The organism is Mycobacterium sp. 852002-51613_SCH5001154 (assembly GCF_001667425.1).
Taxonomy (GTDB): Bacteria; Actinomycetota; Actinomycetes; order Mycobacteriales; family Mycobacteriaceae; genus Mycobacterium.
The window spans coordinates 57,064-80,982 of sequence record NZ_LZII01000037.1 but is presented as its reverse complement, the minus strand read 5'-3'; the positions used below and the strand labels follow the sequence as shown (position 1 = coordinate 80,982).

Below are 23,919 nucleotides of genomic sequence, written 5' to 3'. Positions count from 1 at the left end.
GGGAAATGTGATGCGCTTTTTACATATCCGCTCGCTAACGGCGGGTGAACGAAACCTGTAATCAACAATTCGCCCATACCATTTCGGCGACGGATCGCGGCCGTAGTCGAAAGGAAGCAGGGGTTTGGACTTCCTTCAGCAGCAGTTGGTCGAACCCCTTAGCAACATCCTCAATACGCACATCTTGATCTATTTGCTGATCGGCGGCGGCATCTATTTCACGGTGCGCACCCGGTTCATTCAGATCCGCTACTTCGGCCGCATGCTTCGCCAGCTCCGGAGAGCGCACCACCACGACGGCGGGATCTCGTCCTTCCAGGCGTTCTGCGTGGGTCTCGCCTCGCGCGTGGGTACCGGCAATATCGCCGGTGTCGCGATCGCGCTGACCGTCGGCGGGCCCGGTGCCGTCTTCTGGATGTGGGTGGTGGCAGCGGTCGGCATGGCCACCGCGGTGATCGAGGCCACCCTGGCCCAGATCTTCAAAGTCCGCTCGGACGACGGCGCCTTCCGTGGCGGTCCCGCGTTCTACATCCAACGCGGGCTGCGGTCACGCGCGGGCGGCGTCGTGTTCGCCATGCTGTTGGTGCTCACGTTCTCCACCGCGTTCAACATGGTGGAGACCAACGCGATCAGCGGGGTCTTGCAATCGTCACACGGCATCGGGGTCGGTTGGACGACAGCCATTTTGGCGGTGCTGGCGGCGCCCGTGCTCTTCGGTGGCGTGCGACGGGTCGCCCAGTTCGCCGGGTCGGTCCTTCCGGTGGTGGCGCTGGTGTACACGGTGCTCGCGCTGGGAATCGTGGCGGTCAACATCACCGAACTGCCGACGGTGGTCAAGGAGATCATCGGCGGGGCGTTCGGAATCCGGCAAATGGCAGGCGGTTTCGCGGGGGGTGCGCTCGCCGCGATGTTCACCGGCGTCAAGCGCGGCCTGTTCGCCTGTGAGGCAGGGATGGGCAGCTCACCCAATATCGCCGGAGCCGCGACCGTGGCACATCCGGTGGAACAGGGGCTGATTCAGTCGCTCGCCGTGTTCGTCGACACGATGGTGATCTGCACGGCGACGGCATTCATCGTGCTGCTGTCGGGTCCCGAAACCTACAACCCGGCCCGGCTGGGAGCGATTGCCGGTGCGAGCCTGACGGAGTCGGCGGTTGCCGCCGATCTCGGTTCGTGGACCACGGTGTTGATGACCGCGGTGGTGTTCGTCTTCGCGTTCGCCTCGGTGCTGAGCAATTACGTGGTCGCCGAGGCCAATCTGTTCTACCTGGGTGGCCGGCGCCTGGCGGCCAATCTGTTGAAGGTGGTCACGCTGCTGTCGATCATCTTCGGGGCCCTGGCCAAGCTCACGTTGGTGTGGGCGCTTGCCGACCTGACGATGGCGGTGATGGCCATCGCGAACCTGCTCACCATCTGCCTGCTGGGGAAGTGGGCGTTCGCGGCGCTCAAGGATTACCACCGACAGTTCGTGCAAGGCGTCGCGCCGGTTTTCATTGCCAGCCAGGCCGGCCTGCCCGGCGTCCTCGACGGCGACATCTGGGAACCCGCGGAGCGCCGGCAGGTCGGGGCGCTGCCCGAGTCGTTGACGTTGCGCCGCCCCGCGCTGCGCTTCTCCCGCGCGCCCGCGGCATAGCCGGGGGGCCGGGGGAGAGTTCACCCGCCGTTTGCCCGGCGAGGTGCCATTCCCCAACAGGTCTGCGACAATCGCTGCGTTATGCGATTTCTACTGGTGCTGGCGAGCGTCGCCGCAATCGGCCTGGCCGCGCCCGCGTATGCCGACATCGACAACGATCAGGACTTCCTCAAAGACCTGCGAGACGCCGGTCTCACCTACCAGGACGGCGGCAACGCGGTCACCATCGCCAAGTCGGTGTGTGAACTGCTCGACGACGGTCAGTCGTCCGCCGAGATCGTGACGCAACTCCGCAACCAGAATCCGGCTTTCCAGGGTGCCAGCGCGGCCAAGTTCACGTACCTGGCTTCTGCCCACTACTGCCCGAAGTACATAACCGGCGAAGACCGTGGTCCCAAGCCCGAGGGTCAACCCGGCAACTGATTACGCGGAGTTGTTCCGCCGTGGCTGAGCGCGCTCAGGCTGCCCGCGCCGTCCAGGTGAAGTTGTGCATCTCGGGGATCTTCGGCGCCAGGGCGGCGGCAACCAGACGGCCTGTCCGTTCGGCCACTGCCAGCGGAGTCTCGGGGGAGAGGAAGCCCTCCACCTCGACCCGCAAAGTCCGGCCGGTCCACCGGGCCCGGGCGTGCGCGTGCGTGACGCCCGGCACCGTGGCGGCGAGGGCCTCGGCGGTCGTAATGATGTCGGGGTCCACGCCGTCGAGCAGGCGGTGAGCAATGTCGGCGGTCACCTCCCAGCCGACGTGGCAGATGAATCCGGTGACGACGATCCCGGCGACCGCGTCGGCCCAGGCCCAGCCGAGCGCCACCCCGATCAGCCCCAGCATTGCCCCGGCCGACGACAGCGCGTCCAGCCAGGAATGTTTGGCGTCGGCCACCATGGTCGCCGAGCGAATCCGCTTGCCCACCGCCAACTTGTAGCGTGCCACCAGCTGATTGCCCGCGATTCCCACGATGGCCGCGGCGATGCCCCAGCCCACGTATTCGGTGCCGCCGTGCCGGAGCAGCTTGTTGATGCTCTCGTAGGCGGCGACGGCGGCGCTGCCCCAGATGACCAGTGCCACACCGATTCCGGCGAGGTCCTCGGCGCGTTCGTAGCCGTAGGGGTAGCGCTCGGTGGGCAGTTTGCGCGACGCCCGAAAGCCGACGAACACCAGGACGCTGGTGGAGACGTCCGACAGGTTGTGCAACGCGTCGCCGAGCAATGCCACCGAGCCGGACAGCAGCGCGATGGCCAATTCGATGAGCCCGGTCAGCGCCAGGCCGACGGCGCTGACGGCGACAGCCCGGTTGGCCTGCCGGCGCTCGGCCGCATCGTCGGTGACGGTGTCGAGAGGAAAACTTGCCGCGGGGTCACGGACGCCGTTGACGAGGTGCATAGGGCAAGCATGCCCGATCGAGAGCCGGCACCGCATCCCTCGCTGGCGCCCTGGGTCACTTGTCCTGATCGAGGTGGGGGGTTTGTTCCCGCGGTGAGCGATTACGCCTCGGCAGCAGCATGAGCATGACCGGGAACCGCAGCCGCGCGTCACGGTGGGAGATTTCGAGGAACACGGTTTCTATCTCGACGTTTCTTATCGGTTGTCGTTCCATCATCAAACGCGTCCGCAGATAGTGCGGGGTCCTCAGCCACTCCACCAAATTCATGCCCGTGACTGTACTCCTCTGACGAAAGCCGTTGCAGCGCAGAATGGTTGAGTGTGCGTGGCCCCGAGTGGCGTATGTCATCGCGCATTCAGCCGGCCGGTAGGCGTAGGGGTTGGTTCCCATTGACTTCGGCTCGCGTCACCGCCGATTGTCAGGAATTCTCCAGGTCTTTAGCAGGACCGCACGGCTAGAATTCATAGCGTGAACGCGCAGGCCGAAGGCTAGCGACAATCGCCTTGGTGGATCCCCATTCACCGGAATCGCGATGAGGAAGTCGGCAGCGATATTTGTGGCCGTTGGGGCACTAATGCTCAGCGGGGCCACCGCTCACGCTGACAAGCCGTCGCCGGGTCCCACGCCGCCGCCCGGCACGCCCAAATGCCTGACGTTCGATGGCCCCCAGCTGAACTGGCTGCCCTGCGGGTGGACCACCGACGGACGGCGATGGACGCCGCCACCGCCTCCGCCGCCCGCACCGTGACCAGTGGCCCACTAATCGGGGGCCCGGCGATTGGCATCCGCAAATCCGATTATTCAGCTTCCCATAAGCTGGATTTTTCCTGCACTTCCTATTCTTCGTATTCCTCCCGCATTGGAGCCGGCCCTGACGGCCTCGTCGCCGGCGTGAGAAAGGAAGTGGATCCATGCCGCTACCTCGTTGGCGTGCGCGACTGGTCGCCCCCGTCATGGCAATCGCGGCCTTGTTCGCGAGCGCTGCGATTGCCGTCGCGGATCCCGCCGACGACGCCTACCTCGCCCAACTGCGCGCCGCGGGATTTAGTTGGCCGCCGGACCACGACGCCGCGCTGACCGGGATGGGGCGCCTCGTCTGTGACGATCTCGGGTGGGGCTGGACCTACGAGCAGATCGCTCAGAATGTGCATGCCGACTTGGATCCGAGGAACGTGACGCTGGGCGACGTCCAGTCCATGGTGAGCATCGCGCATGCGACCTATTGTCCGCTTCAGCGGTGCTGGGCCGCGCACTGCTGAGGGCTTCCCGGGCCGGGGGGTGGCCCGACTCGTTACGAAGGCGCCGGCTGGCTAAAGCGCGAAATCGCTTGCCTGAGAAGTAGGTTCACGCGGTGCGCCGCCGACGCGTGTTCGCGGAGGGAACCCGCGGAGCTGAGTCAGTCGACCCTGGGCCGTGGTTGGAGACTAGGGGCCTACTGGCCGCTCGTTGCGATCGCCCCTTTCGGAGAAGGGCAGGGGGGAATGGCGGCCGTTGGTCGCCGAGATTTAACTCCCTTGAGGTTCGTTCGGGATAACGTCGCCGGTTGCTCGCTGATGAGCGCTAGTTTCCTTAAGGAATTACGCTCGAGTTCTTATTACCATTTCAAACACATAACGTTTGCTGCTGGTGTAGCGTCCCGATCAATTTCATAGGGACGTGGCAGAAAGACCGGGCAATGAAAGCAGCAATCGCGGTCGCGACGGCAGCCGTTTTTGCGTTAGGTCTGCCCGCTGCCGCGCCGGCTCACGCGGAGACGACTGCGACCGTCAAAGCGCAGACCACGAACCGCATGAACGGCCCCAACTTGAAGGCGGGCCAAGAAGGCGTTTACAACGCCGGCCAGGTCCTCACTCTCGTGTGTCACGCCGCGGGCGACCCGGTGAAGGGCTTCTTCAGCTACCAGATTGCCAATGGGGGCTGGGACAGCCTCTGGTACAAGACAACCGACGGCCATTACGTCGCCGATGTCGACGTGGACACGCGCACGCTCGACGCCCTCGGTCCGGACTGCGGCGGGGGCGGGGGAGCGCCCGCTTCCGCTGCCGGCGACGACAAGGCCGCCCATGCTCTGGCGTGGGCTCGCGACCAAATGGCGGCTGACCCCAATAACACGGTCCAATGCGAGGCATTCGTCGAGCAGGCCTACAACCGTGCGTTCAGATATCCGTCGGCGATGGATGCTTTCAACGACTTCAACCGTAAAGGGCAGATCCATACCAACGCCGACAACATTCCGGAAGGGGCGCTCGTTTTTACGAGCAATCCGGGATTCGACCACGGCACCGGGCACGTCATGCTTAGCGAGGGCAACGGTCAGTACCTCACCGCCAACTACTTCACTCCGCCGCACATTCGGGAAATAAGGCCAAGCCCCAACGATTCGCAAAACATCTTTCTCGGCTGGGCGTATGCCCCGTAGGCGCTGAGGCCGAGGCGCACCGGCATTTGGACTCCGCCGGGGACAACACCCGTTCCGGAGACGCCGCGGCCTGTGGTACTCACGACCCCATGAACAATCCTTCGCCGGGCCCTGGCTGGTGGCTGGCCGCCGACGGCAAGTGGTATCCGCAGCAGTGGGAATACACGTGGGATTACCGGGAGGGGGACACCGCCATGGACGAGATGAAGCTGAGGGCCGACGAGCTGGGGCGGCTGGGGTGGGAGATGGTCGGACTCGACGCCGACCACCGCGGAGCCTTCTCTGTCGCCTGCTTCTTCAAGCGGCCGATCGCACCGTAAGAACGATGCACTAGGTCGATTTGGGCCCCCACGAGTGAGGCGTTACCGGCACAAGTGGGTAAACAACGCAGTAACGCGCCGGGACGCGTCGGTTGTGCGATCAGGTCACTAGTCGGAAGGCGGCAGCAAATGGTTCGTCAAGAGGGCGGCCGGTGGGACGTCGGCATCAAAGACAACGCGGTTTACCTCCAGCGCGTCTCGGAGGACGACGAGCAATTATTCGACGACTCGCTGGACTCTGATGAGGCCCGCAAACTTGCGGGGCTCTTGACGAAATTCGCCGACAAGCTCGACGACTCAGACAAGTCCGACGATTCCGACGAGGACAAGGACTCGAAGGACAAGGGCTCGAAGGACAAGGACTCGAAGGACAAGGACTCCAAGGACAAGGACTCCAAGGACAAGGACTCCAAGGACAAGGAGTCGAAGAAGTCGAAGGAGTCGAAAAACTCCGATGACGACGAAGATGAGGATGAAGACGACGATGAAGACGACGATGATGAGTCCGATGAGTCCGATGAGTCCGATGAGTCCGATGAGTCCGACGACTCCGACGACTCCGACAAGTCCTCGGATTAGGTGCCGCTAGACGCTGCGAGGCCATCCCGACCTGGTGGAGAACTGAGGGATGCGCGCCGGGAAAACCGGAGGTCACCGACAGGTCAGGCCTCCCAATTTCCTTAGCTGGACACGCCTTCCGCGCGGCCGTGGGCGTCCTGCGGACCGTGGGAGGATGGCGGTGATGGCCACGGTATCCGCGGGGTTTCCAGTTTCAATGCCGCTGACAGGTCGAGCATGCCCCTGAAGCGTGTCGACGAATTGGAGCCCGGGGACAAGATCCGGATGAAGATCGGGCATGCCACCGTCGTCGCGACTGAGCCGCTTGACGACGGCCGCACCCTGCTCAGCTTTGCCTACGGGACCAAAGCCCCCGCTGACAACGATCTCACGGTGGATGTCCTGAATCCTGACGAGTGGGGTTGGTAAGGCGAGGATCCACGGGGACGCCTAGACAATCGGCCAAAATGCTTGTCGCCGATAACTCTGGGTACGACCATTGGGGAAATGGTCACGGACTCAGAGGAGAAACGATGACCTCGGACCGCTTGAAAATGTTCGTCGGTTTATCCGCGGCGTCGCTCCCGATCGCCCTGTCACTTTCCCCGACAGCCTTCGCCGACAACCCGTCCTGGAACGGCCAGTACGCGATCACGTTCATGGTTGGGCCGAAGGCCGGGACCAGCATGGCGGTCGGCGACCCTGAGGGGCAGCACACCGAGACCTACGGTCTCCGCTCGAGCTGCACGAACGGAAAATGCGTCGCCACAATCATCAGTGGCCCTCCGCCCAGCAACCCGACTGTTCCACAGCCGGTTCAGTTCACGTGGGATGGAACGGCCTGGTCGCAGACCAATGATTTTCAGTGGGACTGCATGATGCCCGACACGACGATCCAATGGAGTCCGGCGCGAGCCACCGTGCGCTACACGCCGCAACCCGACGGGTCGCTTGACGGGGTCATGCACACCGACATCTTGAGCGGGCCGTGCCAGGGCACCATCGACATGGACATGAAGGCCGAGCGCGTGTGAAGTTCAAATTCGCCCAAAAGCATTGACGCACAACGTATTTCAAACGGTGAGTCGTGTTTTGCCGGCGATTTCGGCGGGCGCGCTAATGCGGCCGGTTGGCCATGAAGCACTGCACTCGTTTAACGGCGTCGGCCGGCGCGACTCCCATTTCCACTAATCTCGCCTCTACCTGGTTAGAAGGCACTCCACCATCGATATCCGTCGCTATGACATGAATGCTGGGAAACCAATCTTCTGCATTTACCCCCGGCGGCGGGGGCTTCGCATCGCCTCCCACGCATTGAACGTAACCATTGACCCCGGTGTCAGCGTGAGCCGGCGACGCCCCCATCGGCACGGCGATGGTTATGCCGACCGCCGCGGCGACATAGATGAAACGCATGCTGCATTATCGCTGCGTTCGCGCGTTCGCGGAAGACCTGAATTGAGACATCAGGCCGTCTAGCGCCGGTTTATCTGGCGCTTGCCGAACCAGGCTCGGTAGGCGAGGTAGCTCATCAACACGGCGAGGCCCCCGTTACTGATCAGGCCCAGCGTCGTGCCGTGGGTGCAGACATTCAGCACGAAGAGGGTCAAGAACAGCACAGCCATCAGTGTGTAGAGGGCCCGGGCGCAGCCGGAGTTCGCGTTCACGCGCGCATTCTGCCTGTCGTGGGCGTGTCTGGGATCAGCTTGTCAATCATCATCCAGCGTCAGCCGCACCATCAGGGCGAGAAGCTCACTGCCCCTGAGAACGTGGTTCAAGGATGGGACCGCAGACGCACGTGCCAGCCGCGAACGCCGCTGGAGGCGATGAGACCATGAGCGGATGACCACCCAAACCTGCATGGGTTGTGGCCTCAAAACCCGCTACTCGTACGGGCGCACCTGCATGGGTTGCGGCCTACAAACCCGTTACTCGTACGGTCGGTGTCCGGATCATGCGCCGCGCGCGGCAGAGGCGCTCGCGGCGCTGACGAGAATTGTGAACCTGAGCGGCCGGCATCCCACGGCCGCGCTGGCGCTGACGGTGCCGAGCGTGATCATCGGGTTGGCCGCGGTCGCCGCGTACCCGTTCGTGTTCGTGCCATCGCTGGTTTTGCTCAGCGTGGCTTTGGTGGCCTCAGCCCGCTACGAGGAAGCCCGCAACCACCCGAAGTAGTGGGTTGGCCGCAGGGTGCAAGCGAAGCCCAGCAGGCGGCCGAGCGGTGACGCGAGCCCCCGAACCTCTCGGGGGCGGCTCACCGCACACGTCAAACCCGGCTGCACCTCGATCTACCTGCCGCCACGGCCAGACCGATACCGCGAAGGGGCGCTACGCGGGCTCAGATAAGCCGTCTCAGAGGACTTCCCGGCTCAAGGGCCAGTGCATTGACCCAACCCAAATGTCCTCATCGCAAGCGCCACATGCAGTTTCGCGGCGGCGACAGTCCCATGAACCCGGCCAGGAAAGAAGCCCGCAACGTCGAGAACCGACTTGGTGCATGAGGTCAGCGCTCGGGAGGACGGCGCCACGTAACACTCGTCGTTGCGTCGGCGTATCACCAACAGGGCATAGCGGGCCGACACCGACGACGCTGGTGTCGAAAGGTGGTCGTCCGCCCTCCCACGTCGGCACGTGATCGACTGGGGCTGACGGCGAACAAATCCTTCGCTGACATCGTGTCTTTGGTATGAAGTTCGCAATGATCGCCGCGCTGGTGTTCGCACCGCTGGCGCCGTCGCCGGGTGACCAGTGCCCGCTGGGCGCACCACCCGCCACAGACGGGCAGGGCAAGCAGATGGTGTGCGTGCATCATCACGAGTTGAACCACACAAACATCTGGGAATACCCACCCGATAACTGAAGAAGTTGTCCGTCCTTGATGATGCACAGCCCATCTGGCTCGTTGTCGCCGGCGACAGAACACACGGCTACTGCTGCCCGAAACGCTGGGCTAATTAATGACGGCCTCAGTGTGTTTGCGAGGCTTGCACTTTCCGGGTCAGAACCGGAGCATGATTGGGCGGTGCGACCGGCCGGTGGGGATTCGTGCGTGCCGGCGCAGCACTGACGACGATTTTCCCGCCGGTGCAGGTGACGAGCTTGCCTCCGACGATGACGCCCTGGCCCTCGTCGATCGGGATGTCGTAGCCGTCAGGGTCGGTGTAGTGGCATCCGCTGCTCGAGCCGGTTGACCCGTTGGGCTCGGCGTAGGCGGTGGCAGGGGCCAATGCGGCTATGGCCAGCGCGCCAAACAGCGTGGCGGCGTAGTGGATGCGAGTCGGTTTGCGGGTGGTGTTCTTCATGATGATCTCCTTTAGGTCGTCGCGGCCCGTCCTTCGGGCTGCATTCATAGACCTGGAGCAACCAGGAACACCGAAAAGGGACACTTTCCCTTGTGCGGGGGTGGATGGCATGCCATAACTGGTCGGCAGGGGGCGCCTGCTCACTATTGACGCCGCCCTCAAGCAGCCGTCACTGATCGCGAAGCTCGCCGAGCGGCCAGGGCATAGCCCTAAAATAGATCCTGACCTGCAAAAACTCTGGTGCGCGATACTGGGATTGAACCAGTGACCTCTTCCGTGTCAGGGAAGCGCTCTCCCGCTGAGCTAATCGCGCCGGGGTCAAAAGCTGGAGGTGGAGACGGGAATCGAACCCGTGTGCACGGCTTTGCAGGCCGTTGCCTCACCACTCGGCCACTCCACCGCTGGATTGATGCCACTTGCACCTTCGAGCGGATGACGGGATTCGAACCCGCGACCCTCACCTTGGCAAGGTGATGCGCTACCAACTGCGCTACATCCGCGCGCCCCGGACGAGATCGTCGCCCGGTGCGAAGCACGACGATAGTCGACGTGAGCGGGCACATACAAATTTCTTGGTACGGACCGCGTCTAGGCTATCGCGGCGTACCGATGACGCGCAGGCGGCCGGTACTGTCGAGGCCAGGCTCGTGCTAATCTTCGACGTCGTTCGCCTCTCGGCGCCGGTCCCGTGGCTCAGTGGGAGAGCGTCCGCTTCACACGCGGAAGGTCGCTGGTTCGATCCCAGCCGGGACCACAAGTAAAGACGCAGGCACAGCGGGCGCGAATGGTGCTCAACCCCGCAGCCGCAAAACCTCGCTGAGCGGTCGACGCGGCGTTGGCTTGGGTGGTTCGGCCGCCGCGGGCGCCACACCCACACGGACCAGGACCTGCGGCCGCCTGCCCTCTTCCAGCAGGTCCGCAATCATCTCGCGCGTGACTTTGAGCTCGGTGACGTGAGTGACCGGGCACGTGGCCAGGTTCGCCACCGTGCATTCCAGTAGCACCGCGGAGAGCGCCTCGCCGGACAACAACGCGCCAAGCTGACTGTCGTCGTCGGTGGACAGCATCAGAATCGTCGACTCGTCGGCGGGGATGTCGGTGCGCCGTTCAAGGTTATGCGTCATCGGGAACGTCCGCCCCACGTCGACGCGCTCCCTTTCGGCCGGCGACACCAGCGCACTGTACGGAATGCCCTCAGCGGCCTCGAAAGGCGCTGTCCACCAACGAAGTTCCTCCTGATAGGCGGTGTCATAGAGGCGCACCGATTCGGCCACCCACGACGCCTGTGCCAGCCTGCCGCGCGCGTCGTCGGCCATCACGTCCAGATGGACGGCATCGTTGTCGATGGCACCCCGCAGCGACGGCTCGAACGCCTCCCAGTTCATCGGCGCGATGAACGGCAATCGGTCGGTCCGGCGGGCCCAGATCGCGGAGGCGCGACGCCGTTCTTCGTCGGTGACGTTCTCCGCCGGGGTGAAGTCGACGGACGCCAGATGGTTCGGATCCTTCGGGTCGGGGAATCGCGAGATCCGGGCTTGCCACCCCGCAGCGGCGAGTGCCACTCGAAGGTGATCGAGCGCGGCGCCACAGCTGATCAGCGCCTCCCGGCCGGACCGGTCGGACACCATCGCCCGGTTTGCATCAAGAAAAAGATCCAGCTGACGGCCGCCGGCCACCCACTGCCAGGGTTGGCTGTTGTGCAGTGACGGCGCGCGGCATGCTGACCGCACCGCGTCCTCGAGGAGTTCGGTGTCCGCCATGGCGGCTGGCATTTCGACCTCAATTCTTGTCCTGGCACCGAGCATTCCACTTCTCAAGCCTATTGTCGGCCGAGTTTCGATATGACGATTGCGAACGGTCCAGATGACCGCGGGGACGCCGCCGTAAAGACGCGGTGGCGCCTCGTCTGGATGGTTGGCCACGCGCTCATGGGAGGAGCCGAGCGGCTATTCGCCAGGGCTTACGGGTGCTCCTGGATAACGCACTCCACAATCCGATTGGCCAAGCGCGGGTCGAACCCCATACGCGACACCTTCTGCGCTTCGGCAGCGGGCGATACACCAGAATTGAGGTCCTGCTCAACGACGCCAATGAGCTGCTGGTTTTGGGAGTCGTGTTCCCACAACGGGACTTCCGTAACGCTTCCCACGCAATTTCCGTAACCGCTCAAGTCGGCGCGAGCCGGTGCGGCCAACAGAGTGGCGATGGCTATGCCGACCGCCGCAGCAACGGAAAAGAAACGCACGGTCACCTGGGTACCCGGGTACAACGCAAAATAATCAGCAAACCTTTGCACGGCCGGCCTCTCGCTCGAAGACGTGTTGCCCTCAGCTATGAACGATGCTGGGATTCAAGAGAACTCCGCAAAGGATGGTGGACGATGATCGGCAATCAAGAGGGCGTCGGCACGCTGAAACTCGAGTGTCCGCAAGGCCATCCCGTGGGCAGGATCCTCAAGGACGCCCCGCACCAGGCTGTTCAGTACGATCCCGGCGCCATGGTGGGGGCGCGCCGGTTCTGGCCGGACGAGGATGACCAGCCGCAATTCAAAACGAGCTGCCGATCCTGCGACAAGCCGGTCGGGGATGCCACGGCCACGCTGCAGGTGAAACTGGCCGAAGTGATCGCCGACGCGGCCGCGACCACCGGGACGGCCACGCTGGCGTATCTCTAAGCGGCCGCCGCCGCTACTGTAAGTGCGACAGTAGCGACCGACGTAGAGGAGTCCCGTGGCCCAGGTTCCCCCGAACTCGCATGACGCCCCCCGCCCGCCCGAGGGGGATTGGCTCGGCACGCCATACCTCACCTTCGAGCGTCAGGGGTCGATCGCGGTGTGCACCATCGACCGTCCCGAAGCGCGTAACGCGCTGACGCCCGCGATGTACTTCGGAATCCGTTACGCCGTCGGGCGTCTCAACGAGGATCCCGATCTGGCCGGGCTGCTGATCACCGGGACCGGAGACGTGTTCGCGCCCGGAGGTGACATGGGCGGCGGGGGAGCCACCGACAACTGGATCACCTTCGGCGGCGCGCTGGGCATGGACGTCACCCCGTTCGACACCGTGCGCACGTCGGCCAAGCCGATCGTCTCGGCGGTCAATGGCCTGTGTCAGGGCGGCGGGTTCCAGATCGCGCTGTGCAGCGACCTGTCGGTGGTCAGCGACCGGGCCACCTTCCGCGTGCCCGAGCTGTTCCGCGGGTACGCCGACACCTACTACAGCCAGATGCTCACCCGGGTCATCGGGCCGGTGCGCACCCGCGACCTGATGTTCACCGGACGGGTGCTGACCGCCGTCGAGGCCCTGGACTGGGGCCTGGTCACCCGCGTCGTGCCGCACGAAAGCCTGCTCGACGCTGCCAAAGACCTGCTGGCGCAGTGCTGCCGCACCGCGCCGCGCGCCCGCGGCGTCATCAAGTCGAGCATCGACAGCTACCTGGGCCTCTACGACCGCATCGGCATGACCAGCAGCCTGAGCGACGCCGAGGCGCGGGAAGGCTTCCGCGCCTTCAAGGAGCGCCGCTCGCCCGACTGGGTGCACCCGGACCTGCGCGCCGAGGGGCGGCTATAAGTCGATCCACTCCCCGTGGGCAGCGACCCGCAACCGGTCACCGATCCCGGCCTGATCGAACGCCGCGGCGAACTCGTCGACGCCCTCGCTGAAGTGCGCCCAGCCGTCGACGTGGGCCGGTATCACCACCCGGACGCCCAGGACCTCGGCGGCGGCGGCCGCGCGCGCCGCGGTCAGCGTCAGCGGCCGCCCGCGCTCCTTGGTCGGCACGCTGGCCGCCCCGGCGAACAGCACCGCCACGTCGATGGCGCCCACCCGGTCGGCCACGTCCTTGACCGCCGCCATCGAGGCGTTGTCGCCGCTGAGGTACACGGTGGGCAGCCCGGCCCCGGACAGCACGAAGCCGGTCACCTCGCAGTTGATGTGGCCGCCTTCGTCGCGCTGCCCGTCGGCCGGGCCGTGCACCGCCGGAACAGCTTGCACCGCAAGCGATCCGGAGAGCTCATGCGTCTGCCAGGGTGCCAGCCCCACTGCCGGCGGTCCCAACCGGCCGGCACCGCCGGGATGGGTGAGTACCAGCGGCGCGGCCAGGGCCATCCGGCGGCCGTCGTCGTCGAGGTTGTCGGGATGCTGGTCGTGGCTGATCAACACCGCGTCCACCGGGCCGAGTGCGTCGGCGCGCACGGCGGGCCCGGTGAGCTTGGTCAGGTACGCGTGCACCCCGGGCGGGTCGAACGTCGGGTCCATCACGATCCGGCGGCCCGCAATGTCGACGACCGTGGTCGGGCCGCCCAGCACACTGATCGCGCAGGCGCGCCGCTGCGCGTCCACCAAGGCGCTCATATCCCCCGGGCCCGGTCGCGCCAATACGGTTCGCGCAGCTCGGTTTTGAGGATCTTTCCGCTGGCATTGCGGGGCAGCGATTCCACGAAGTCCACGGTTCGCGGGCATTTGTAGCCGGCCAGGTGCTCACGGCAGAATGCGATGACGTCGTCGGGATCGATCTCGCCGGTGGCCACCACGATCGCCTTGACCGATTCCCCCCAGAAGTCGTCGGGCACGCCGATCACCGCGGCGTCGGCGATGGCGGGATGCTCGATGAGCACGCTTTCCACCTCGGGCCCGTACACGTTCTCACCGCCGGTGATGATCATGTCCTTGAGCCGGTCTTCGATGTACACATAGCCGTCGGCGTCCAGGCGGCCGATGTCACCGGTGCGCACCCAGTCGTCGTCGGTGATCGTCTCGGCGGTCGCCTCCGGCCGGTTCAGGTAACCGCTCATGTTCTGGTTGCTCCGCACCCAGATCTCGCCCGGCTCCCCGGCCGGCAGCTCGGCACCCGTCTCCGGATCGACCACGCGAATCTCGGTGCCCAGCACCGCCTTTCCGGCCGCCAGCTGCAGGTGTGGGCGGGCGGAATCGCGATGATCGGCGTCGCTGAGCGCGGTGACCGCGCCGCACAGTTCCGTCTGCCCGTACACCTGCACGAAACGCGTTTCGGGCCAGGTGGACAGCGCCCGATGCAGCAGGGGCAACGGCATGGGCGCGGCCCCGTACACGATGTAGCGCAGGCCCGCGAACATGGCGTGCGCCGCTTCGCCGGCGTCGAGGAACCGGGCGATCACCGGCGGGACGAAGAACGCGTGGGTCGCGCCGGACCGCACCGCGCCCATCAGGGCGGCGGCGTCGGGCTCGCGGGTCATGATCGTCGGCACGCCGGCCCGAATACCGAAGAGCGCGTAGCCGATTCCGCCCACGTGGAAGAGGGGCATGGCGACGAGATTCGCGTCCCCGTCGTCAAACGGGAACGCCGGCGCCAGGTTCGCCGCGTGATTGACCAGCGCGCGCTGGCTCAGCAGCACGCCCTTCGGCCGCCCCGTGGTGCCGGAGCTGTAGATCACCAGCGCGGTCTCGCTCCCGTCGACCTGAGCGTCGCTGTCCGTGGGCGCCGCCGCGTCCAGCAGCGATTCGTACTCGTCGCCCACCACGACGATGCGCTGCACGCCCGGCGCTCGTTGGGCGGCCGCCTCGGCCGCGGCCTGCAGCTCCGCGCCGACGAAAAGCAGCCGCGCGCCGCTGTCCTCGAGCACGTGGACGAGTTCATCGCCGACGATGCGCCAGTTGACGACGGTCGTCACCGCGCCGATCGACGCCGCGGCGAACAGCACCTCGAGGCAGGCGGGGTGGTTCTTGTCCAGAACGGCCACGCACTGCCCGCGCTGCACACCGGCGTCGCGCAGCGCGCCGGCCGCGCGCCGGATCCGCGCGGCCCAGTCCGCCCAGGACCACTGCCCTTCGCCGTAGCGGATCGCGATGGCGTCGGGCTGCTGGCGCGCGTGCCGGTCGACGAATCCGGCGAGCGTCTCCGTCGTGTTCGCCGTGGTGTCGGCTGGTGGCATGAACTCCTCCGAGGTCGATTTGCTCCAGTCTGTGATACGCGGTCGCGGCCGCGCACGCCACGGCGGCCCTCATTCCATCGATCGGATCATCATCGCGCCGTCGTCGACGGCCTGAGGAGTCGCGTTGTTGTTCTGTCGGAAGTCGATGAAGGCCGACCGTTGGTTGGATGTGTTCAGCAGCTCGGTGAAGGTGCCGAGGACGGGAATCGGTCCCTCTGCTGCCGGCACATCGGCGGTGTAATCCACTGAAGCCTGTTGCTGAAAGCTGGCGCTCTGGAGCGGTTGCGTATCGGGTGCGGCCAAGTTCCTCAGATTGCCCAGGCCGGACGCGGATGCGTATTGATTCATGTCGTCCTGCAGGACCGCGCCGACATCCGTACTGCCGGCCTGCTTGACCGCCACTCGTAGTTGCGCGCTGCCGTCGGTATTGCTGAGTGCCACCCAATTCGGACCGCGGTGCCCGAGAACCCACCCGGGTGCCGGAGCGACCGAGACGCCGTCGGCAACAGCGATCGGCTCGGCCGATGCGAGCCGCACAGGAGGCGGTTCGGCGGTGGCGATCAGGACGGTCGCCGCCGTTATTGCGGTGGCCACGGCCATCGCGGCGGCGACCCGCTTGGGATGTATTGGCCCGAGTATCGACGAACGCATGCGCTGGCTCCTGGTCCGGGGGCAAAAAGGGGATTCGCCCGCTGGTTCTACGATCTCCCCGGAAGGCGCGCGGTGTCCAAGATTGGGCCGCTATTTGCTGATCGCCCTTCCTTATCGAGGAAAGCCGGGAAAAGCGCCGCGCCGGAGTTCCCCCTCGCGCGGGGGCGCGGTGTGCCAACATGACTGCCATGGTGAACCCCGACCGGGCCGGCTCGCGCACCTTCGTCGTGACGGGCGCCGCGTCGGGAATCGGCCTGGCGACCGCGAGGCGCCTACTGGCCGAGGGCGGCACGGTGATCGGCGCCGACCTGGTCGCAGCGCCGGACCTCGGTCCCCGGTTCCAATTCGTCACCGCCGACGTGACCGACGAAGCCGCGATCGCCGAGGTGCTGGCCGCCGTGCCCGGCCGCCTCGACGGCGTCCTGCACGCCGCCGGGGTCGCCGGGGGAGGCCCGGTGCACCTGCTCGACCGGACCGAGTGGGATCGGGTGATCGGGATCAACCTCACCGGCACCTTCCTGGTCGCGAAGGCGGCGTTGGCCCGGATGATCGAGCAACCCCGCGTCGGCGGGGAACGCGGTTCGCTGGTGACCGTCGCGAGCGTCGAGGGATTGGAAGGCACCGCGGGCGGAAGTTCGTACAACGCGGCCAAGGGTGGCGTCGTGCTGCTCACCAAGAACATCGCGCTCGACTACGGGCCGAGCGGCATCAGGGCGAACGCCATCTGCCCGGGCTTTATCGAAACACCAATGGCGCAAAGCGTGTTCGGTCTCCCGGGGATGGAGGGCCCGCTGCAATCCATCACCTCCGAACACGCCCTGCAACGGTTGGGCCAGCCGGAGGAGGTGGCGGCCATGGCGGCATTCCTGCTGTCGCCCGACGCCTCGTTCGTCAGCGGCCAGGCGATCGCCGTCGACGGCGGCTACACCGCCGGTCGCGATCACGGTGTGGTCAAACTCTTCGGCTTTCCCTCCTAGCGCCTTAAGATTCGCGCATGGTCACTCCCGATGAGGCGATCGAGGCGATCCGAGGCACCGGCGGTGCGCAGCCGGGCTGCCGCGCGCTGCACGCCAAAGGCACGCTCTACCGCGGCACGTTCACCGCGACGCCCGACGCCCTCATGCTCACGCGCGCAAAGCATCTCGACGGCTCGACGGTCCCGGCGCTGATCCGCTTCTCCAACGGCGCAGGCAATCCCAAACAGCGCGACAACGTGCCGGGCATCCGCGGGATGGCGGTGAAGTTCACCCTGCCCGACGGCTCCACCACCGACGTGTCGACGCAGACCGCACGCCTGTTCGTTTCCAGCACACCCGACGGGTTCGTCGATCTGCTCAAGGCGATGCGACCCGGCCTGACCACACCCCTGCGCATGGCCAAATACTTCCTCACCCATCCGAAGCTGCTGGGCGCGCTGCCGGTGGTGCGGGACGCCAACAGGATTCCGGCGAGCTACGCCACCGTCGAGTACCACGGCCTGCACGCCTTCCGCTGGGTCGCCGCCGACGGCAGCGCCAGATTCGTTCGCTATCACCTGGTTCCGGCCGCCGCGGAGAACTTCCTATCGGCGTCGGCCGCCCACGGCAACGGGGCGGACTTCCTCACCGACGAGCTGAACACGCGCCTGGAGAGCGGGCCGGTGCGGTTCGGATATCGCGTGCAGATCGCCGGGCCCACCGACTCGACGGTCGATCCGTCGGCGCCCTGGCAGAGCACGCAGATCGCGACCGTCGGCACCATCGAGATCACCGGGCTGGAGACCGAGCGCGAGCACGGCGGCGACATCGTCGTTTTCGACCCGATGCGTGTCACCGACGGCATCGAGCCCTCCGACGACCCGGTGCTGCACTTCCGGACGCTGGCCTATTCGGCGTCGGTCAAGCTGCGCACCGGCGTCGGTCGCGGGGCCGAAGCGCCGCCCGCCTGACGGGGGAACGCAACCGGCGGTCGCCCGCTTGCCGAAACCTGCGGCAGGCTAAGGTTTTTCTTCAGTGTCGCCTTCCCACATGATTCTCATTTGCTTGGCCGGGTTCTGCGCCGGCGCCATCAACGCGCTGGTCGGGTCCGGGACGCTGATCACGTTCCCCACGCTGGTCGCCCTCGGCTTCCCGCCGGTGACGGCCACCATGTCGAACGCGATCGGTCTGGTCGCCGGCAGCGTGTCGGGCACCTGGGGCTACCGTGCCGAGCTGCGCGGCCAATGGGATCGGCTGCGCTGGCAGCTTCCGGCGTCGCTGTGCGGCGCGGTGCTGGGTGCGTTCCTGCTGCTGCATCTGCCGGAGAAGGTCTTCGCCGAAGTGGTGCCGGTGCTGTTGGTCCTGGCGCTGGTCCTGGTGGTCGCCGGGCCGCGGATTCAGGCGTGGACGGGCCGGCGCGCCGAGGCCGCGGGCCGCTCGCCCGAGCACATCACGCCCCGCCGCATGGCCGTCCTGGTGTTCGGGACATTCGCCGTCGGCGTCTATGGCGGTTATTTCACCGCCGCTCAAGGCATCCTGTTGGTCGGCCTGATGGGCGCGCTGCTGCCGGAGTCGGTACAGCGGATGAACGCCGCCAAGAACCTGCTGGCGCTCGTGGTGAATGTCGTTGCCGCGATTGCCTATACGTTGGTCGCCTTCGGTCGCATCAGCTGGCCGGCCGCCGGGCTGATCGGCGCGGGGTCGCTGATCGGCGGGCTGATCGGGGCGCGCTACGGCCGCCGGCTGTCGGGAAACGCGCTGCGCGCGACGATCGTGGTGGTCGGCCTGATCGGGCTGTATCGACTCCTCGCCGTGGCCTGACGGGCGTGGCTGCGCCCCAAGGGGTTCAGCTCAGCGTGGCGGTGGCCACTTCGTCGATGACGTCCATCACCTCGCCCCGAGTGCGCCACGCCCGCAGCTGACGCATCGCCCCGTTGCCCTGCGTGGCGACACGGTCGAGTTCGCCCACCACGCGGTCATATTCGCCGAGCGTCTCCAGCGCCGGCCGCACGCGCTGTACGAGGGCGCCCAACTGCTCGCGCGCGGACACCGCTCCGCGGCCGTGGACAAGGTCGAGCGTGCGTCCGGCGAGCCCGTCGTGGGCGGCCTTCCAGTACGCCGCGCGCAGGGCCGCCGGCGGAAGCCGCCCGGGCTGGTCGTCGTCCAGCGCCGTCATCACCGCGGCCCGGACCAGCGTGGCGAGCAACACCGTTTCCGCGACGGTCGCCGGCACGTCGGCCACCCGCACCTCGATCGTCGGGAAGTTCTCCGACGGGCGCACGTCCCAATAGACCATCTTCTCGTCCAGGATCACTTCGCTGTCGATCAGCATCCGCACTGTGCGGTCGTATTCGTCGGGCGACGGGAAGAAGGGCGGCGGCCCGGCCACCGGCCAGCGTCGCCACAGGACACTGCGCCAGCTCGCGTAGCCGCTGTCGGCGCCGCGGTACACCGCCGAATTAGCCGCCAGCGCAAGCAAATTCGGTAGCCACGGCCGCAGCCAGTTGCTGACATGGATGGCAGCCGCGCGGTCGGGAACCTCGACGTGCACATGGCATCCGCAGATCCCTTGCTCGTGTGCGACCATCCCGTACTCCGCGCCGATCCGGCGATAACGGGGGGTGTCGGTGACGGGAAACTCGTGCGGTGTGGCCGGCGGAAGACCGGCGGCGAGCAGCCGAAGCCCCACAGCCTCGGCCGCCTGTGCCGCGGTGCGCCGCAGCCGGGCCAGCTCTTGGCCGAGTTCCGTGCTGGTCGACACCACGCTGGAGGTGGTTTCCACTTGGCAGCTGCTCAGTTCCAGCTGCAGCTCAACACCCCGGCGCTTGGCCTCGGCGGCCACATCGGCGTTTTGCGGAGCCGGTTCGCCGGTTCGCGGGTCGACAAGGAGGAATTCTTCCTCCGCGCCGAAGGTGGGAGGGTCGTTCATCCAGCCGCAGGGGCCCTATCGGTGTCCGTGCCGCGCCGTCACCAACGGGCCGCGGATGCCAGCGCGGAATCGGCGGTCGGGTAGATGGGCAGCAGGGCCGACAGGCCGCACGCGTCGACGATACGGGCGACGATCGGCTCGCGGCTCACCAGGCGCAACTCGATGCCGCGCTCCTTGCAGCGCTTCGCCTCGTCGGCCAGCACCGCGAACGCGCAGCAGGCCATGAAATCCAGCCCCGTGACGTCGACGACCAGGGACCCCGGCGCGATGACGATGCCGGCGACTTCGCTGACCAGCTGGCGCCAGGTGTGCTCGTTGCAGGCGTCGACCTCCCCGCCGGCGTAGATCAGTACCGCCGGGCCGCTGCGATCGGCTGACGCGCGCAGCGTGCTGTTGGGGTCGCCAAGCTCGTAGACCAGCTTCGTGCTCAGCATCAGGTGGGTAGTTGTCATGGGTTCTGCAATGACCGAGCTCAACATCGTGGACTCCTAATCGACCGGCGTCTACGACGCTGCGATGGATGCCCGTCCTGCCGTCTGAAGACAGACTTTTTCGCGGAATGCGAATCTCATTTCTATAACAAGACAGGTCTGTCTGTCTACCTATGCCAGCTAAGAGTATGTTGTGGGTTGCCATGACAACCTCCGATGTCGGAACGCCCGCCGCGTCGGCTCGTGAACGTATCCTGTCCGCGGCATATGAACTGTTCAGTCGGCGTGGAATCCGTGCCGTCGGCACCGAAGAGGTGATCGACCGGGCCGGTGTCGCCAGGGCCACGTTGTACCGGCATTTCGCCACCAAGAACGACCTCGTGCTGGCCGTGCTGCAGCGGCGCGAGGAACTGTGGACCCACGGCCTGATCGAGGAGCAGTCACGGCAGCGGGGCGAGACGCCGGAGCAACAGTTGCTCGCGATCTTCGACGTCATGCACGACTGGATTCAGCTGCGTGACGGCTACGAGGGCTGCTCGTTCATCAACGTGCTGCTCGAACTCGGGCCCGATTCGCCTGCGGGACGGGCCTGCATCACCCACATCGAGCACGTACGCGACATCGTGCGTCAGCGCGCCGTGGCGGCGGGCCTGACCGACGTCGAGGACTTCGCCTCGTCCTGGCACATCTTGATGAAGGGCGCCATCGTCCTGGCGGCCGTGGGCGACATTGATGCGGCGTCGCGTGCCCGCAGGATGGCCGTTGCCCTCATCGAAGAGCACCGTCCGGCTGCGCCCGAGGATCTCGGCGAGGCGGCCAGCTAACCGCTGTCTCAAGCTGCGTCGGCCGCGGTGCTGTCGGCATTGCGGTAATGCTCGGCCTCGAGTTCGGCGATGGCCCGGGAGGTGCGTTCGCGCAGCGCGAAGGCGGCGATCAGCCCGAACACGATCGCGATGACCAGCGCTATCCAGGAGAACCGCTCCAGCCAGCGTTCCGCGGCCATTCCGGCGTAGTACACCAGCGCGGTCGTGCCGCCGGCCCAGCAGATGGCGCCCGAGACGTTCGCCGCCAAGAAGCGCGGGTAGTGCATCTTCAGGGCGCCGGCCAGCGGCCCGGCGAAGATCCGCAGCAGCGCGATGAACCGGCCGAGGAAGACCGCCCGAACTCCCCAGCGGTTGAACAGCTTTTCGGCCAACGCGACGTGTCCGGGACCGAAATGTTTGGGGAACCGCCGGCCCAGGCGGTCGAAGAGCGGCATGCCGAACCGGCGTCCGATCGCGTACCCGATCGAGTCGCCGACCACGGCGCCGATCACCGCCGCGACGCCGACGCCGACGGGGTTGACGGGCAGATCGTCGTGCGACGACATCAGCGCGGCGCTGACCAGGATGATCTCCCCGGGGAGCGGAATGCCCAGGCTTTCCAGCCCGACCACACCGCCGACCACCAGGTAGACCGCGAGCGGCGGGATCGCGTGCAGCAAAGCCTCCACATCCATGCGTCCAGGATGCCTGACCGTCCGGCGATACGCGCCCTAAACCCTCCGGTTCGCGTCGGCCGGTCGGCTCGGCGCGCTGAGACTCTCCAGCTGTGGCCGTTTGGGCTCCCGGCCGTCGGCCGACGACAGGCCGCGCAGGCGCCGCCAGATCCACGGAAAGAAACTGTCCTGCGTCCAGCGCAACTGTTCATAGGTGCCGGTAGTCAGCGACCGGCGCCTCGCGTCGGGGCTCCCGTGGGCCCAATCATGGTTGCTGCCAGGCAAATTCAGCGCCTCAGCGGCCGCGGCGGCGAACAGCATGTGCCCTTTGGTGGAGGCGTGCACCCGGTCGATGGCCCAGGTGTCCAGCTCGCGCATCGACGGCGCGTTGTACAGGTCGACGAGCCGGAACCCGTAGCGATCGGCCGCGGCCGTGATCGCGGCGTTGATGCGGGCGAGACGCCCGGACACCAGCCGACCGAGCGGGAGGAACTGCGCGACGTTCGGGAAGGTCGTCGTCACCACCGTCGCGCCGGATCTGGCCAAGGCGGCGTAAACGTGCTCGAGGTCGGCCAGGGCGGGAGCGAACGATCGCCCCGGCTGGATGACGTCGTTCATCCCCGCGCACACGGTGATCAGGTCGGGCCGCATCGCCAGGGCCTGCGGGACTTGCTCGGACAAGACGTCGGCGACCCGTTTGCCGCGGATCGCCAGGTTGGCGTAGTGCAGTCCCGGGTACAGCGAATCAATCATGACGGCGAGCCGGTCGGCGAAGCCGAGGAGACCGACGGCGTCGTCGCCGTCCCACAAGCCCTCGGTCTGGCTGTCCCCGATGGCGACGTAACGGCGATATCCAGACGGAATAGCCCCGAACACGAAGCCGAGAGTAATAGCGATCGCGATCGCGGTGTGGTAGGCATGGCCGCCACTTGCCGCGCGCGGCCGTGCTCAGCTTGCTGTGAGTCGCAACCGGCGCGAGTACCTTCGCTGTCATGGCGAGAAAGAGCGAGCGGGCCACGGCCGCGCCGGCCGCCGATTCGCTTGCGCCGCAGTATCCGATCGAGTCGGTCGACAACGCACTCAAGCTGCTGCTGCTGCTGGGCGAACAACCCCAGATCCGGTTGAGCGAGGCCACCCGCTACCTGGGCGTGGCGTCGTCCACCGCGCATCGGTTGCTGGCGATGCTGGCCTACCGCGGGTTCGTCCGGCAGGACCCGGTGTCGAAGGCGTACCTGCCCGGACCGGCGTTGACCGGTGTGGCGTTCGCGATCTTCGGCCGCATCGACATCCAGCGATCGGCCGCCCCGATCATGCGAAGCCTCGGTGAGCAGCTGCGCGAAACCATCCACGTCGGGATGTTGGACGGCGCCAGCGTCCGCTTCATCGCCGCCGTCGAAGGCCCGGCCGCGGTCCGGGTGGCTTCGCGGCTGGGCCGCACCATGCCGGCGCATTGCACGTCCACGGGCAAGGTCATGCTGGCGCAGCTGCCCGAACCGGAGCTGCGTCAGCTGCTGCCGCACGAGCGGTTGGAACGCATCACGGCCGCGTCGATCGGCAGCCGGACCGAGTTGGAGGCCGAGCTCGCCGCTATCCGCGAGCGCGGCTACGCCATCAACCGCGAGGAAAGCGAGGAAGGCGTGGCTTCGGTCGCGGTGCCCATACCGACGCGGGCGCCGGGCCTGCGCCTCGCGCTCAACGCCGCCGCCCCGCAGAATCGGCTGGACGCCTCCCGCTACGGCGCGGTGGCCGCGGCTCTTGGCAAGGCGGCCAAGGAGATTGGCGACCAACTCGGCTGAGACGGCGCCCCGAACGCTGCCCGGCGACCGCGGCATTGTCATGGCCGTGCGGGGGATGGCGCGGGGTTTGATACCGTCCGCGCTACCAGCGCTCTCCGCAAGGATGTGTGCACTCCCGTTTTTGATAGCGCCCGCGCTATGAAATTCCGTGTGAGCCATA

The 23,919-nt window shown here is 66.5% G+C and carries 31 protein-coding genes and 4 tRNA genes; 18 read left to right on the top strand and 17 right to left on the bottom strand.

What is annotated here, in order from left to right; translation table 11 throughout:
- The first annotated feature begins 124 nt into the window (after positions 1–124).
- Both A5750_RS09475 and A5750_RS09470 read left to right on the top strand, forming a co-directional pair.
- Positions 125–1,633, top strand: coding sequence for a sodium:alanine symporter family protein (locus tag A5750_RS09475; protein ID WP_066950231.1), 1,509 nt, complete (start codon positions 125–127; stop codon positions 1,631–1,633).
- Positions 1,634–1,714: 81 nt separating this feature from the next.
- Entirely contained in the window at positions 1,715–2,056 is a 342-nt protein-coding gene (locus A5750_RS09470) for a DUF732 domain-containing protein (RefSeq protein WP_066950229.1), read from the top strand.
- A 34-nt stretch (positions 2,057–2,090) separates the two neighbouring features.
- Here the strand turns inward: A5750_RS09470 and A5750_RS09465 are convergent, their stop codons facing one another.
- Both A5750_RS09465 and A5750_RS09460 read right to left on the bottom strand, forming a co-directional pair.
- Positions 2,091–3,011 carry a cation diffusion facilitator family transporter gene (locus A5750_RS09465; protein ID WP_066950226.1) on the bottom strand — a complete coding sequence of 307 codons (921 nt, stop codon included), beginning with the start codon at positions 3,009–3,011 and terminating at the stop codon, positions 2,091–2,093.
- A gap of 55 nt (positions 3,012–3,066) precedes the next feature.
- On the bottom strand, positions 3,067–3,279 hold the full coding sequence (locus A5750_RS09460; protein ID WP_067262284.1) for a hypothetical protein: 213 nt from the start codon (positions 3,277–3,279) through the stop codon (positions 3,067–3,069).
- 644 nt (positions 3,280–3,923) lie between these two features.
- Between A5750_RS09460 and A5750_RS09455 the strand changes: the two genes are divergently transcribed.
- The 6 genes from A5750_RS09455 (at position 3,924) to A5750_RS09430 (ending at position 7,343) form a co-directional block, all read left to right on the top strand.
- A complete protein-coding gene (locus tag A5750_RS09455) occupies positions 3,924–4,271 on the top strand; it encodes a DUF732 domain-containing protein (RefSeq protein ID WP_066950220.1) in 348 nt (115 codons plus the stop codon).
- Between the two features lie 416 nt (positions 4,272–4,687).
- Positions 4,688–5,431 (top strand): hypothetical protein, encoded by a 744-nt coding sequence (locus tag A5750_RS09450; protein WP_067262281.1) that lies wholly within the window; start codon positions 4,688–4,690, stop codon positions 5,429–5,431.
- Between the two features lie 89 nt (positions 5,432–5,520).
- Complete coding sequence (locus A5750_RS09445; protein WP_066950214.1) at positions 5,521–5,751, top strand: hypothetical protein; 231 nt, start codon at positions 5,521–5,523, stop codon at positions 5,749–5,751.
- A gap of 129 nt (positions 5,752–5,880) precedes the next feature.
- Positions 5,881–6,330, top strand: a complete 450-nt coding sequence (locus A5750_RS09440) for a hypothetical protein (protein ID WP_067262274.1) — start codon at positions 5,881–5,883, stop codon at positions 6,328–6,330.
- 216 nt (positions 6,331–6,546) lie between these two features.
- A complete protein-coding gene (locus A5750_RS09435) occupies positions 6,547–6,738 on the top strand; it encodes a hypothetical protein (RefSeq protein ID WP_067262272.1) in 192 nt (63 codons plus the stop codon).
- Between the two features lie 104 nt (positions 6,739–6,842).
- Complete coding sequence (locus A5750_RS09430; protein WP_082948090.1) at positions 6,843–7,343, top strand: hypothetical protein; 501 nt, start codon at positions 6,843–6,845, stop codon at positions 7,341–7,343.
- Positions 7,344–7,425: 82 nt separating this feature from the next.
- Here A5750_RS09430 and A5750_RS26070 read toward each other — a convergent pair whose 3' ends face one another.
- Together A5750_RS26070 and A5750_RS09425 are read right to left on the bottom strand one after the other, a co-directional pair.
- The gene (locus A5750_RS26070; RefSeq protein ID WP_082959077.1) at positions 7,426–7,725 is read right to left on the bottom strand and encodes a hypothetical protein; all 300 of its coding nucleotides are present in this window, start codon (positions 7,723–7,725) and stop codon (positions 7,426–7,428) included.
- Positions 7,726–7,784: 59 nt separating this feature from the next.
- Positions 7,785–7,976: a hypothetical protein gene (locus A5750_RS09425; RefSeq protein ID WP_067262271.1), complete on the bottom strand. Its 192-nt coding sequence runs from the start codon at positions 7,974–7,976 to the stop codon at positions 7,785–7,787.
- A 175-nt stretch (positions 7,977–8,151) separates the two neighbouring features.
- On the opposite strand from A5750_RS09425, the gene A5750_RS25795 reads away from it, so the two are divergent.
- Together A5750_RS25795 and A5750_RS25790 are read left to right on the top strand one after the other, a co-directional pair.
- Complete coding sequence (locus A5750_RS25795; RefSeq protein ID WP_156664307.1) at positions 8,152–8,484, top strand: hypothetical protein; 333 nt, start codon at positions 8,152–8,154, stop codon at positions 8,482–8,484.
- A 511-nt stretch (positions 8,485–8,995) separates the two neighbouring features.
- Positions 8,996–9,169 (top strand): hypothetical protein, encoded by a 174-nt coding sequence (locus A5750_RS25790; protein WP_156624693.1) that lies wholly within the window; start codon positions 8,996–8,998, stop codon positions 9,167–9,169.
- A gap of 106 nt (positions 9,170–9,275) precedes the next feature.
- On the opposite strand, the gene A5750_RS09420 is transcribed toward A5750_RS25790, so the two are convergent.
- The 4 genes from A5750_RS09420 to A5750_RS09405 form a co-directional block, all read right to left on the bottom strand.
- Entirely contained in the window at positions 9,276–9,611 is a 336-nt protein-coding gene (locus A5750_RS09420) for a hypothetical protein (RefSeq protein WP_197505393.1), read from the bottom strand.
- 238 nt (positions 9,612–9,849) lie between these two features.
- A tRNA-Val gene (locus A5750_RS09415) sits at positions 9,850–9,924 on the bottom strand.
- A 13-nt stretch (positions 9,925–9,937) separates the two neighbouring features.
- Positions 9,938–10,011: transfer RNA gene (locus tag A5750_RS09410), tRNA-Cys, on the bottom strand.
- A gap of 27 nt (positions 10,012–10,038) precedes the next feature.
- Positions 10,039–10,111, bottom strand: a tRNA-Gly gene (locus A5750_RS09405).
- 182 nt (positions 10,112–10,293) lie between these two features.
- Between A5750_RS09405 and A5750_RS09400 the strand changes: the two genes are divergently transcribed.
- Positions 10,294–10,365: transfer RNA gene (locus A5750_RS09400), tRNA-Val, on the top strand.
- Between the two features lie 37 nt (positions 10,366–10,402).
- Here A5750_RS09400 and A5750_RS09395 read toward each other — a convergent pair.
- Positions 10,403–11,383, bottom strand: coding sequence for an NAD(P)H nitroreductase (locus tag A5750_RS09395; protein WP_067262267.1), 981 nt, complete (start codon positions 11,381–11,383; stop codon positions 10,403–10,405).
- 188 nt (positions 11,384–11,571) lie between these two features.
- A complete protein-coding gene (locus A5750_RS09390; protein WP_156664305.1) occupies positions 11,572–11,862 on the bottom strand; it encodes a hypothetical protein in 291 nt (96 codons plus the stop codon).
- Between the two features lie 129 nt (positions 11,863–11,991).
- On the opposite strand from A5750_RS09390, the gene A5750_RS09385 reads away from it, so the two are divergent.
- Together A5750_RS09385 and A5750_RS09380 are read left to right on the top strand one after the other, a co-directional pair.
- Entirely contained in the window at positions 11,992–12,285 is a 294-nt protein-coding gene (locus A5750_RS09385) for a hypothetical protein (RefSeq protein WP_067262258.1), read from the top strand.
- Positions 12,286–12,340: 55 nt separating this feature from the next.
- Entirely contained in the window at positions 12,341–13,180 is an 840-nt protein-coding gene (locus A5750_RS09380) for an enoyl-CoA hydratase/isomerase family protein (protein WP_067262256.1), read from the top strand.
- Here the strand turns inward: A5750_RS09380 and A5750_RS09375 are convergent.
- The 3 genes from A5750_RS09375 to A5750_RS09365 all read right to left on the bottom strand — a co-directional run bounded on the left by A5750_RS09375 (position 13,175) and on the right by A5750_RS09365 (position 16,119).
- The gene (locus tag A5750_RS09375; protein ID WP_067262452.1) at positions 13,175–13,951 is read right to left on the bottom strand and encodes an MBL fold metallo-hydrolase; all 777 of its coding nucleotides are present in this window, start codon (positions 13,949–13,951) and stop codon (positions 13,175–13,177) included. The two genes, A5750_RS09380 and A5750_RS09375, sit on opposite strands and share 6 nt — an antisense overlap.
- An 8-nt stretch (positions 13,952–13,959) precedes the next feature.
- Positions 13,960–15,519 carry a long-chain-fatty-acid--CoA ligase gene (locus tag A5750_RS09370; protein ID WP_066950185.1) on the bottom strand — a complete coding sequence of 520 codons (1,560 nt, stop codon included), beginning with the start codon at positions 15,517–15,519 and terminating at the stop codon, positions 13,960–13,962.
- A 69-nt stretch (positions 15,520–15,588) separates the two neighbouring features.
- Positions 15,589–16,119, bottom strand: a complete 531-nt coding sequence (locus tag A5750_RS09365) for a hypothetical protein (RefSeq protein ID WP_369829483.1) — start codon at positions 16,117–16,119, stop codon at positions 15,589–15,591.
- Between the two features lie 230 nt (positions 16,120–16,349).
- Here A5750_RS09365 and A5750_RS09360 point away from each other — a divergent pair, with 230 nt between their 5' ends.
- The 3 genes from A5750_RS09360 to A5750_RS09350 all read left to right on the top strand — a co-directional run bounded on the left by A5750_RS09360 (position 16,350) and on the right by A5750_RS09350 (position 18,947).
- Positions 16,350–17,147 carry an SDR family NAD(P)-dependent oxidoreductase gene (locus tag A5750_RS09360; RefSeq protein WP_197505392.1) on the top strand — a complete coding sequence of 266 codons (798 nt, stop codon included), beginning with the start codon at positions 16,350–16,352 and terminating at the stop codon, positions 17,145–17,147.
- 17 nt (positions 17,148–17,164) lie between these two features.
- The gene (locus A5750_RS09355; RefSeq protein WP_067262254.1) at positions 17,165–18,097 is read left to right on the top strand and encodes a catalase family peroxidase; all 933 of its coding nucleotides are present in this window, start codon (positions 17,165–17,167) and stop codon (positions 18,095–18,097) included.
- Positions 18,098–18,161: 64 nt separating this feature from the next.
- The gene (locus A5750_RS09350) at positions 18,162–18,947 is read left to right on the top strand and encodes a sulfite exporter TauE/SafE family protein (RefSeq protein ID WP_067262253.1); all 786 of its coding nucleotides are present in this window, start codon (positions 18,162–18,164) and stop codon (positions 18,945–18,947) included.
- Between the two features lie 25 nt (positions 18,948–18,972).
- Here the strand turns inward: A5750_RS09350 and A5750_RS09345 are convergent, their stop codons facing one another.
- Both A5750_RS09345 and A5750_RS09340 read right to left on the bottom strand, forming a co-directional pair.
- Positions 18,973–20,055, bottom strand: a complete 1,083-nt coding sequence (locus A5750_RS09345; RefSeq protein WP_067262250.1) for a glutamate--cysteine ligase — start codon at positions 20,053–20,055, stop codon at positions 18,973–18,975.
- 38 nt (positions 20,056–20,093) lie between these two features.
- On the bottom strand, positions 20,094–20,489 hold the full coding sequence (locus A5750_RS09340; protein WP_067262247.1) for an anti-sigma factor antagonist: 396 nt from the start codon (positions 20,487–20,489) through the stop codon (positions 20,094–20,096).
- Between the two features lie 200 nt (positions 20,490–20,689).
- Between A5750_RS09340 and A5750_RS09335 the strand changes: the two genes are divergently transcribed.
- Entirely contained in the window at positions 20,690–21,310 is a 621-nt protein-coding gene (locus A5750_RS09335) for a TetR/AcrR family transcriptional regulator (protein ID WP_067262244.1), read from the top strand.
- A gap of 8 nt (positions 21,311–21,318) precedes the next feature.
- Here A5750_RS09335 and A5750_RS09330 read toward each other — a convergent pair whose 3' ends face one another.
- Together A5750_RS09330 and A5750_RS09325 are read right to left on the bottom strand one after the other, a co-directional pair.
- Positions 21,319–21,984, bottom strand: a complete 666-nt coding sequence (locus tag A5750_RS09330) for a DedA family protein (RefSeq protein ID WP_066950164.1) — start codon at positions 21,982–21,984, stop codon at positions 21,319–21,321.
- 36 nt (positions 21,985–22,020) lie between these two features.
- Positions 22,021–22,839, bottom strand: a complete 819-nt coding sequence (locus A5750_RS09325; protein ID WP_082959076.1) for an SGNH/GDSL hydrolase family protein — start codon at positions 22,837–22,839, stop codon at positions 22,021–22,023.
- A 116-nt stretch (positions 22,840–22,955) separates the two neighbouring features.
- Between A5750_RS09325 and A5750_RS09320 the strand changes: the two genes are divergently transcribed.
- Positions 22,956–23,759: an IclR family transcriptional regulator gene (locus A5750_RS09320; RefSeq protein ID WP_067262241.1), complete on the top strand. Its 804-nt coding sequence runs from the start codon at positions 22,956–22,958 to the stop codon at positions 23,757–23,759.
- Positions 23,760–23,919: the final 160 nt, after the last annotated feature.

Bases quoted from the DNA above. Each gene is read 5' to 3' on its own strand.
- A5750_RS09470 (WP_066950229.1), top strand. From the start codon at position 1,715: ATGCGATTTCTACTGGTGCTGGCGAGCGTCGCCGCAATCGGCCTGGCC.
- A5750_RS09465 (WP_066950226.1), bottom strand. From the start codon at position 3,011: ATGCACCTCGTCAACGGCGTCCGTGACCCCGCGGCAAGTTTTCCTCTC.
- A5750_RS09460 (WP_067262284.1), bottom strand. From the start codon at position 3,279: ATGAATTTGGTGGAGTGGCTGAGGACCCCGCACTATCTGCGGACGCGT.
- A5750_RS09455 (WP_066950220.1), top strand. From the start codon at position 3,924: ATGCCGCTACCTCGTTGGCGTGCGCGACTGGTCGCCCCCGTCATGGCA.
- A5750_RS09450 (WP_067262281.1), top strand. From the start codon at position 4,688: ATGAAAGCAGCAATCGCGGTCGCGACGGCAGCCGTTTTTGCGTTAGGT.
- A5750_RS09445 (WP_066950214.1), top strand. From the start codon at position 5,521: ATGAACAATCCTTCGCCGGGCCCTGGCTGGTGGCTGGCCGCCGACGGC.
- A5750_RS09440 (WP_067262274.1), top strand. From the start codon at position 5,881: ATGGTTCGTCAAGAGGGCGGCCGGTGGGACGTCGGCATCAAAGACAAC.
- A5750_RS09435 (WP_067262272.1), top strand. From the start codon at position 6,547: ATGCCCCTGAAGCGTGTCGACGAATTGGAGCCCGGGGACAAGATCCGG.
- A5750_RS09430 (WP_082948090.1), top strand. From the start codon at position 6,843: ATGACCTCGGACCGCTTGAAAATGTTCGTCGGTTTATCCGCGGCGTCG.
- A5750_RS26070 (WP_082959077.1), bottom strand. From the start codon at position 7,725: ATGCGTTTCATCTATGTCGCCGCGGCGGTCGGCATAACCATCGCCGTG.
- A5750_RS25795 (WP_156664307.1), top strand. From the start codon at position 8,152: ATGACCACCCAAACCTGCATGGGTTGTGGCCTCAAAACCCGCTACTCG.
- A5750_RS25790 (WP_156624693.1), top strand. From the start codon at position 8,996: ATGAAGTTCGCAATGATCGCCGCGCTGGTGTTCGCACCGCTGGCGCCG.
- A5750_RS09420 (WP_197505393.1), bottom strand. From the start codon at position 9,611: ATGAAGAACACCACCCGCAAACCGACTCGCATCCACTACGCCGCCACG.
- A5750_RS09395 (WP_067262267.1), bottom strand. From the start codon at position 11,383: ATGCCAGCCGCCATGGCGGACACCGAACTCCTCGAGGACGCGGTGCGG.
- A5750_RS09385 (WP_067262258.1), top strand. From the start codon at position 11,992: ATGATCGGCAATCAAGAGGGCGTCGGCACGCTGAAACTCGAGTGTCCG.
- A5750_RS09370 (WP_066950185.1), bottom strand. From the start codon at position 15,519: ATGCCACCAGCCGACACCACGGCGAACACGACGGAGACGCTCGCCGGA.
- A5750_RS09365 (WP_369829483.1), bottom strand. From the start codon at position 16,119: ATGGCCGTGGCCACCGCAATAACGGCGGCGACCGTCCTGATCGCCACC.
- A5750_RS09360 (WP_197505392.1), top strand. From the start codon at position 16,350: ATGACTGCCATGGTGAACCCCGACCGGGCCGGCTCGCGCACCTTCGTC.
- A5750_RS09355 (WP_067262254.1), top strand. From the start codon at position 17,165: ATGGTCACTCCCGATGAGGCGATCGAGGCGATCCGAGGCACCGGCGGT.
- A5750_RS09345 (WP_067262250.1), bottom strand. From the start codon at position 20,055: ATGAACGACCCTCCCACCTTCGGCGCGGAGGAAGAATTCCTCCTTGTC.
- A5750_RS09340 (WP_067262247.1), bottom strand. From the start codon at position 20,489: ATGCTGAGCACGAAGCTGGTCTACGAGCTTGGCGACCCCAACAGCACG.
- A5750_RS09335 (WP_067262244.1), top strand. From the start codon at position 20,690: ATGACAACCTCCGATGTCGGAACGCCCGCCGCGTCGGCTCGTGAACGT.
- A5750_RS09330 (WP_066950164.1), bottom strand. From the start codon at position 21,984: ATGGATGTGGAGGCTTTGCTGCACGCGATCCCGCCGCTCGCGGTCTAC.
- A5750_RS09320 (WP_067262241.1), top strand. From the start codon at position 22,956: ATGGCGAGAAAGAGCGAGCGGGCCACGGCCGCGCCGGCCGCCGATTCG.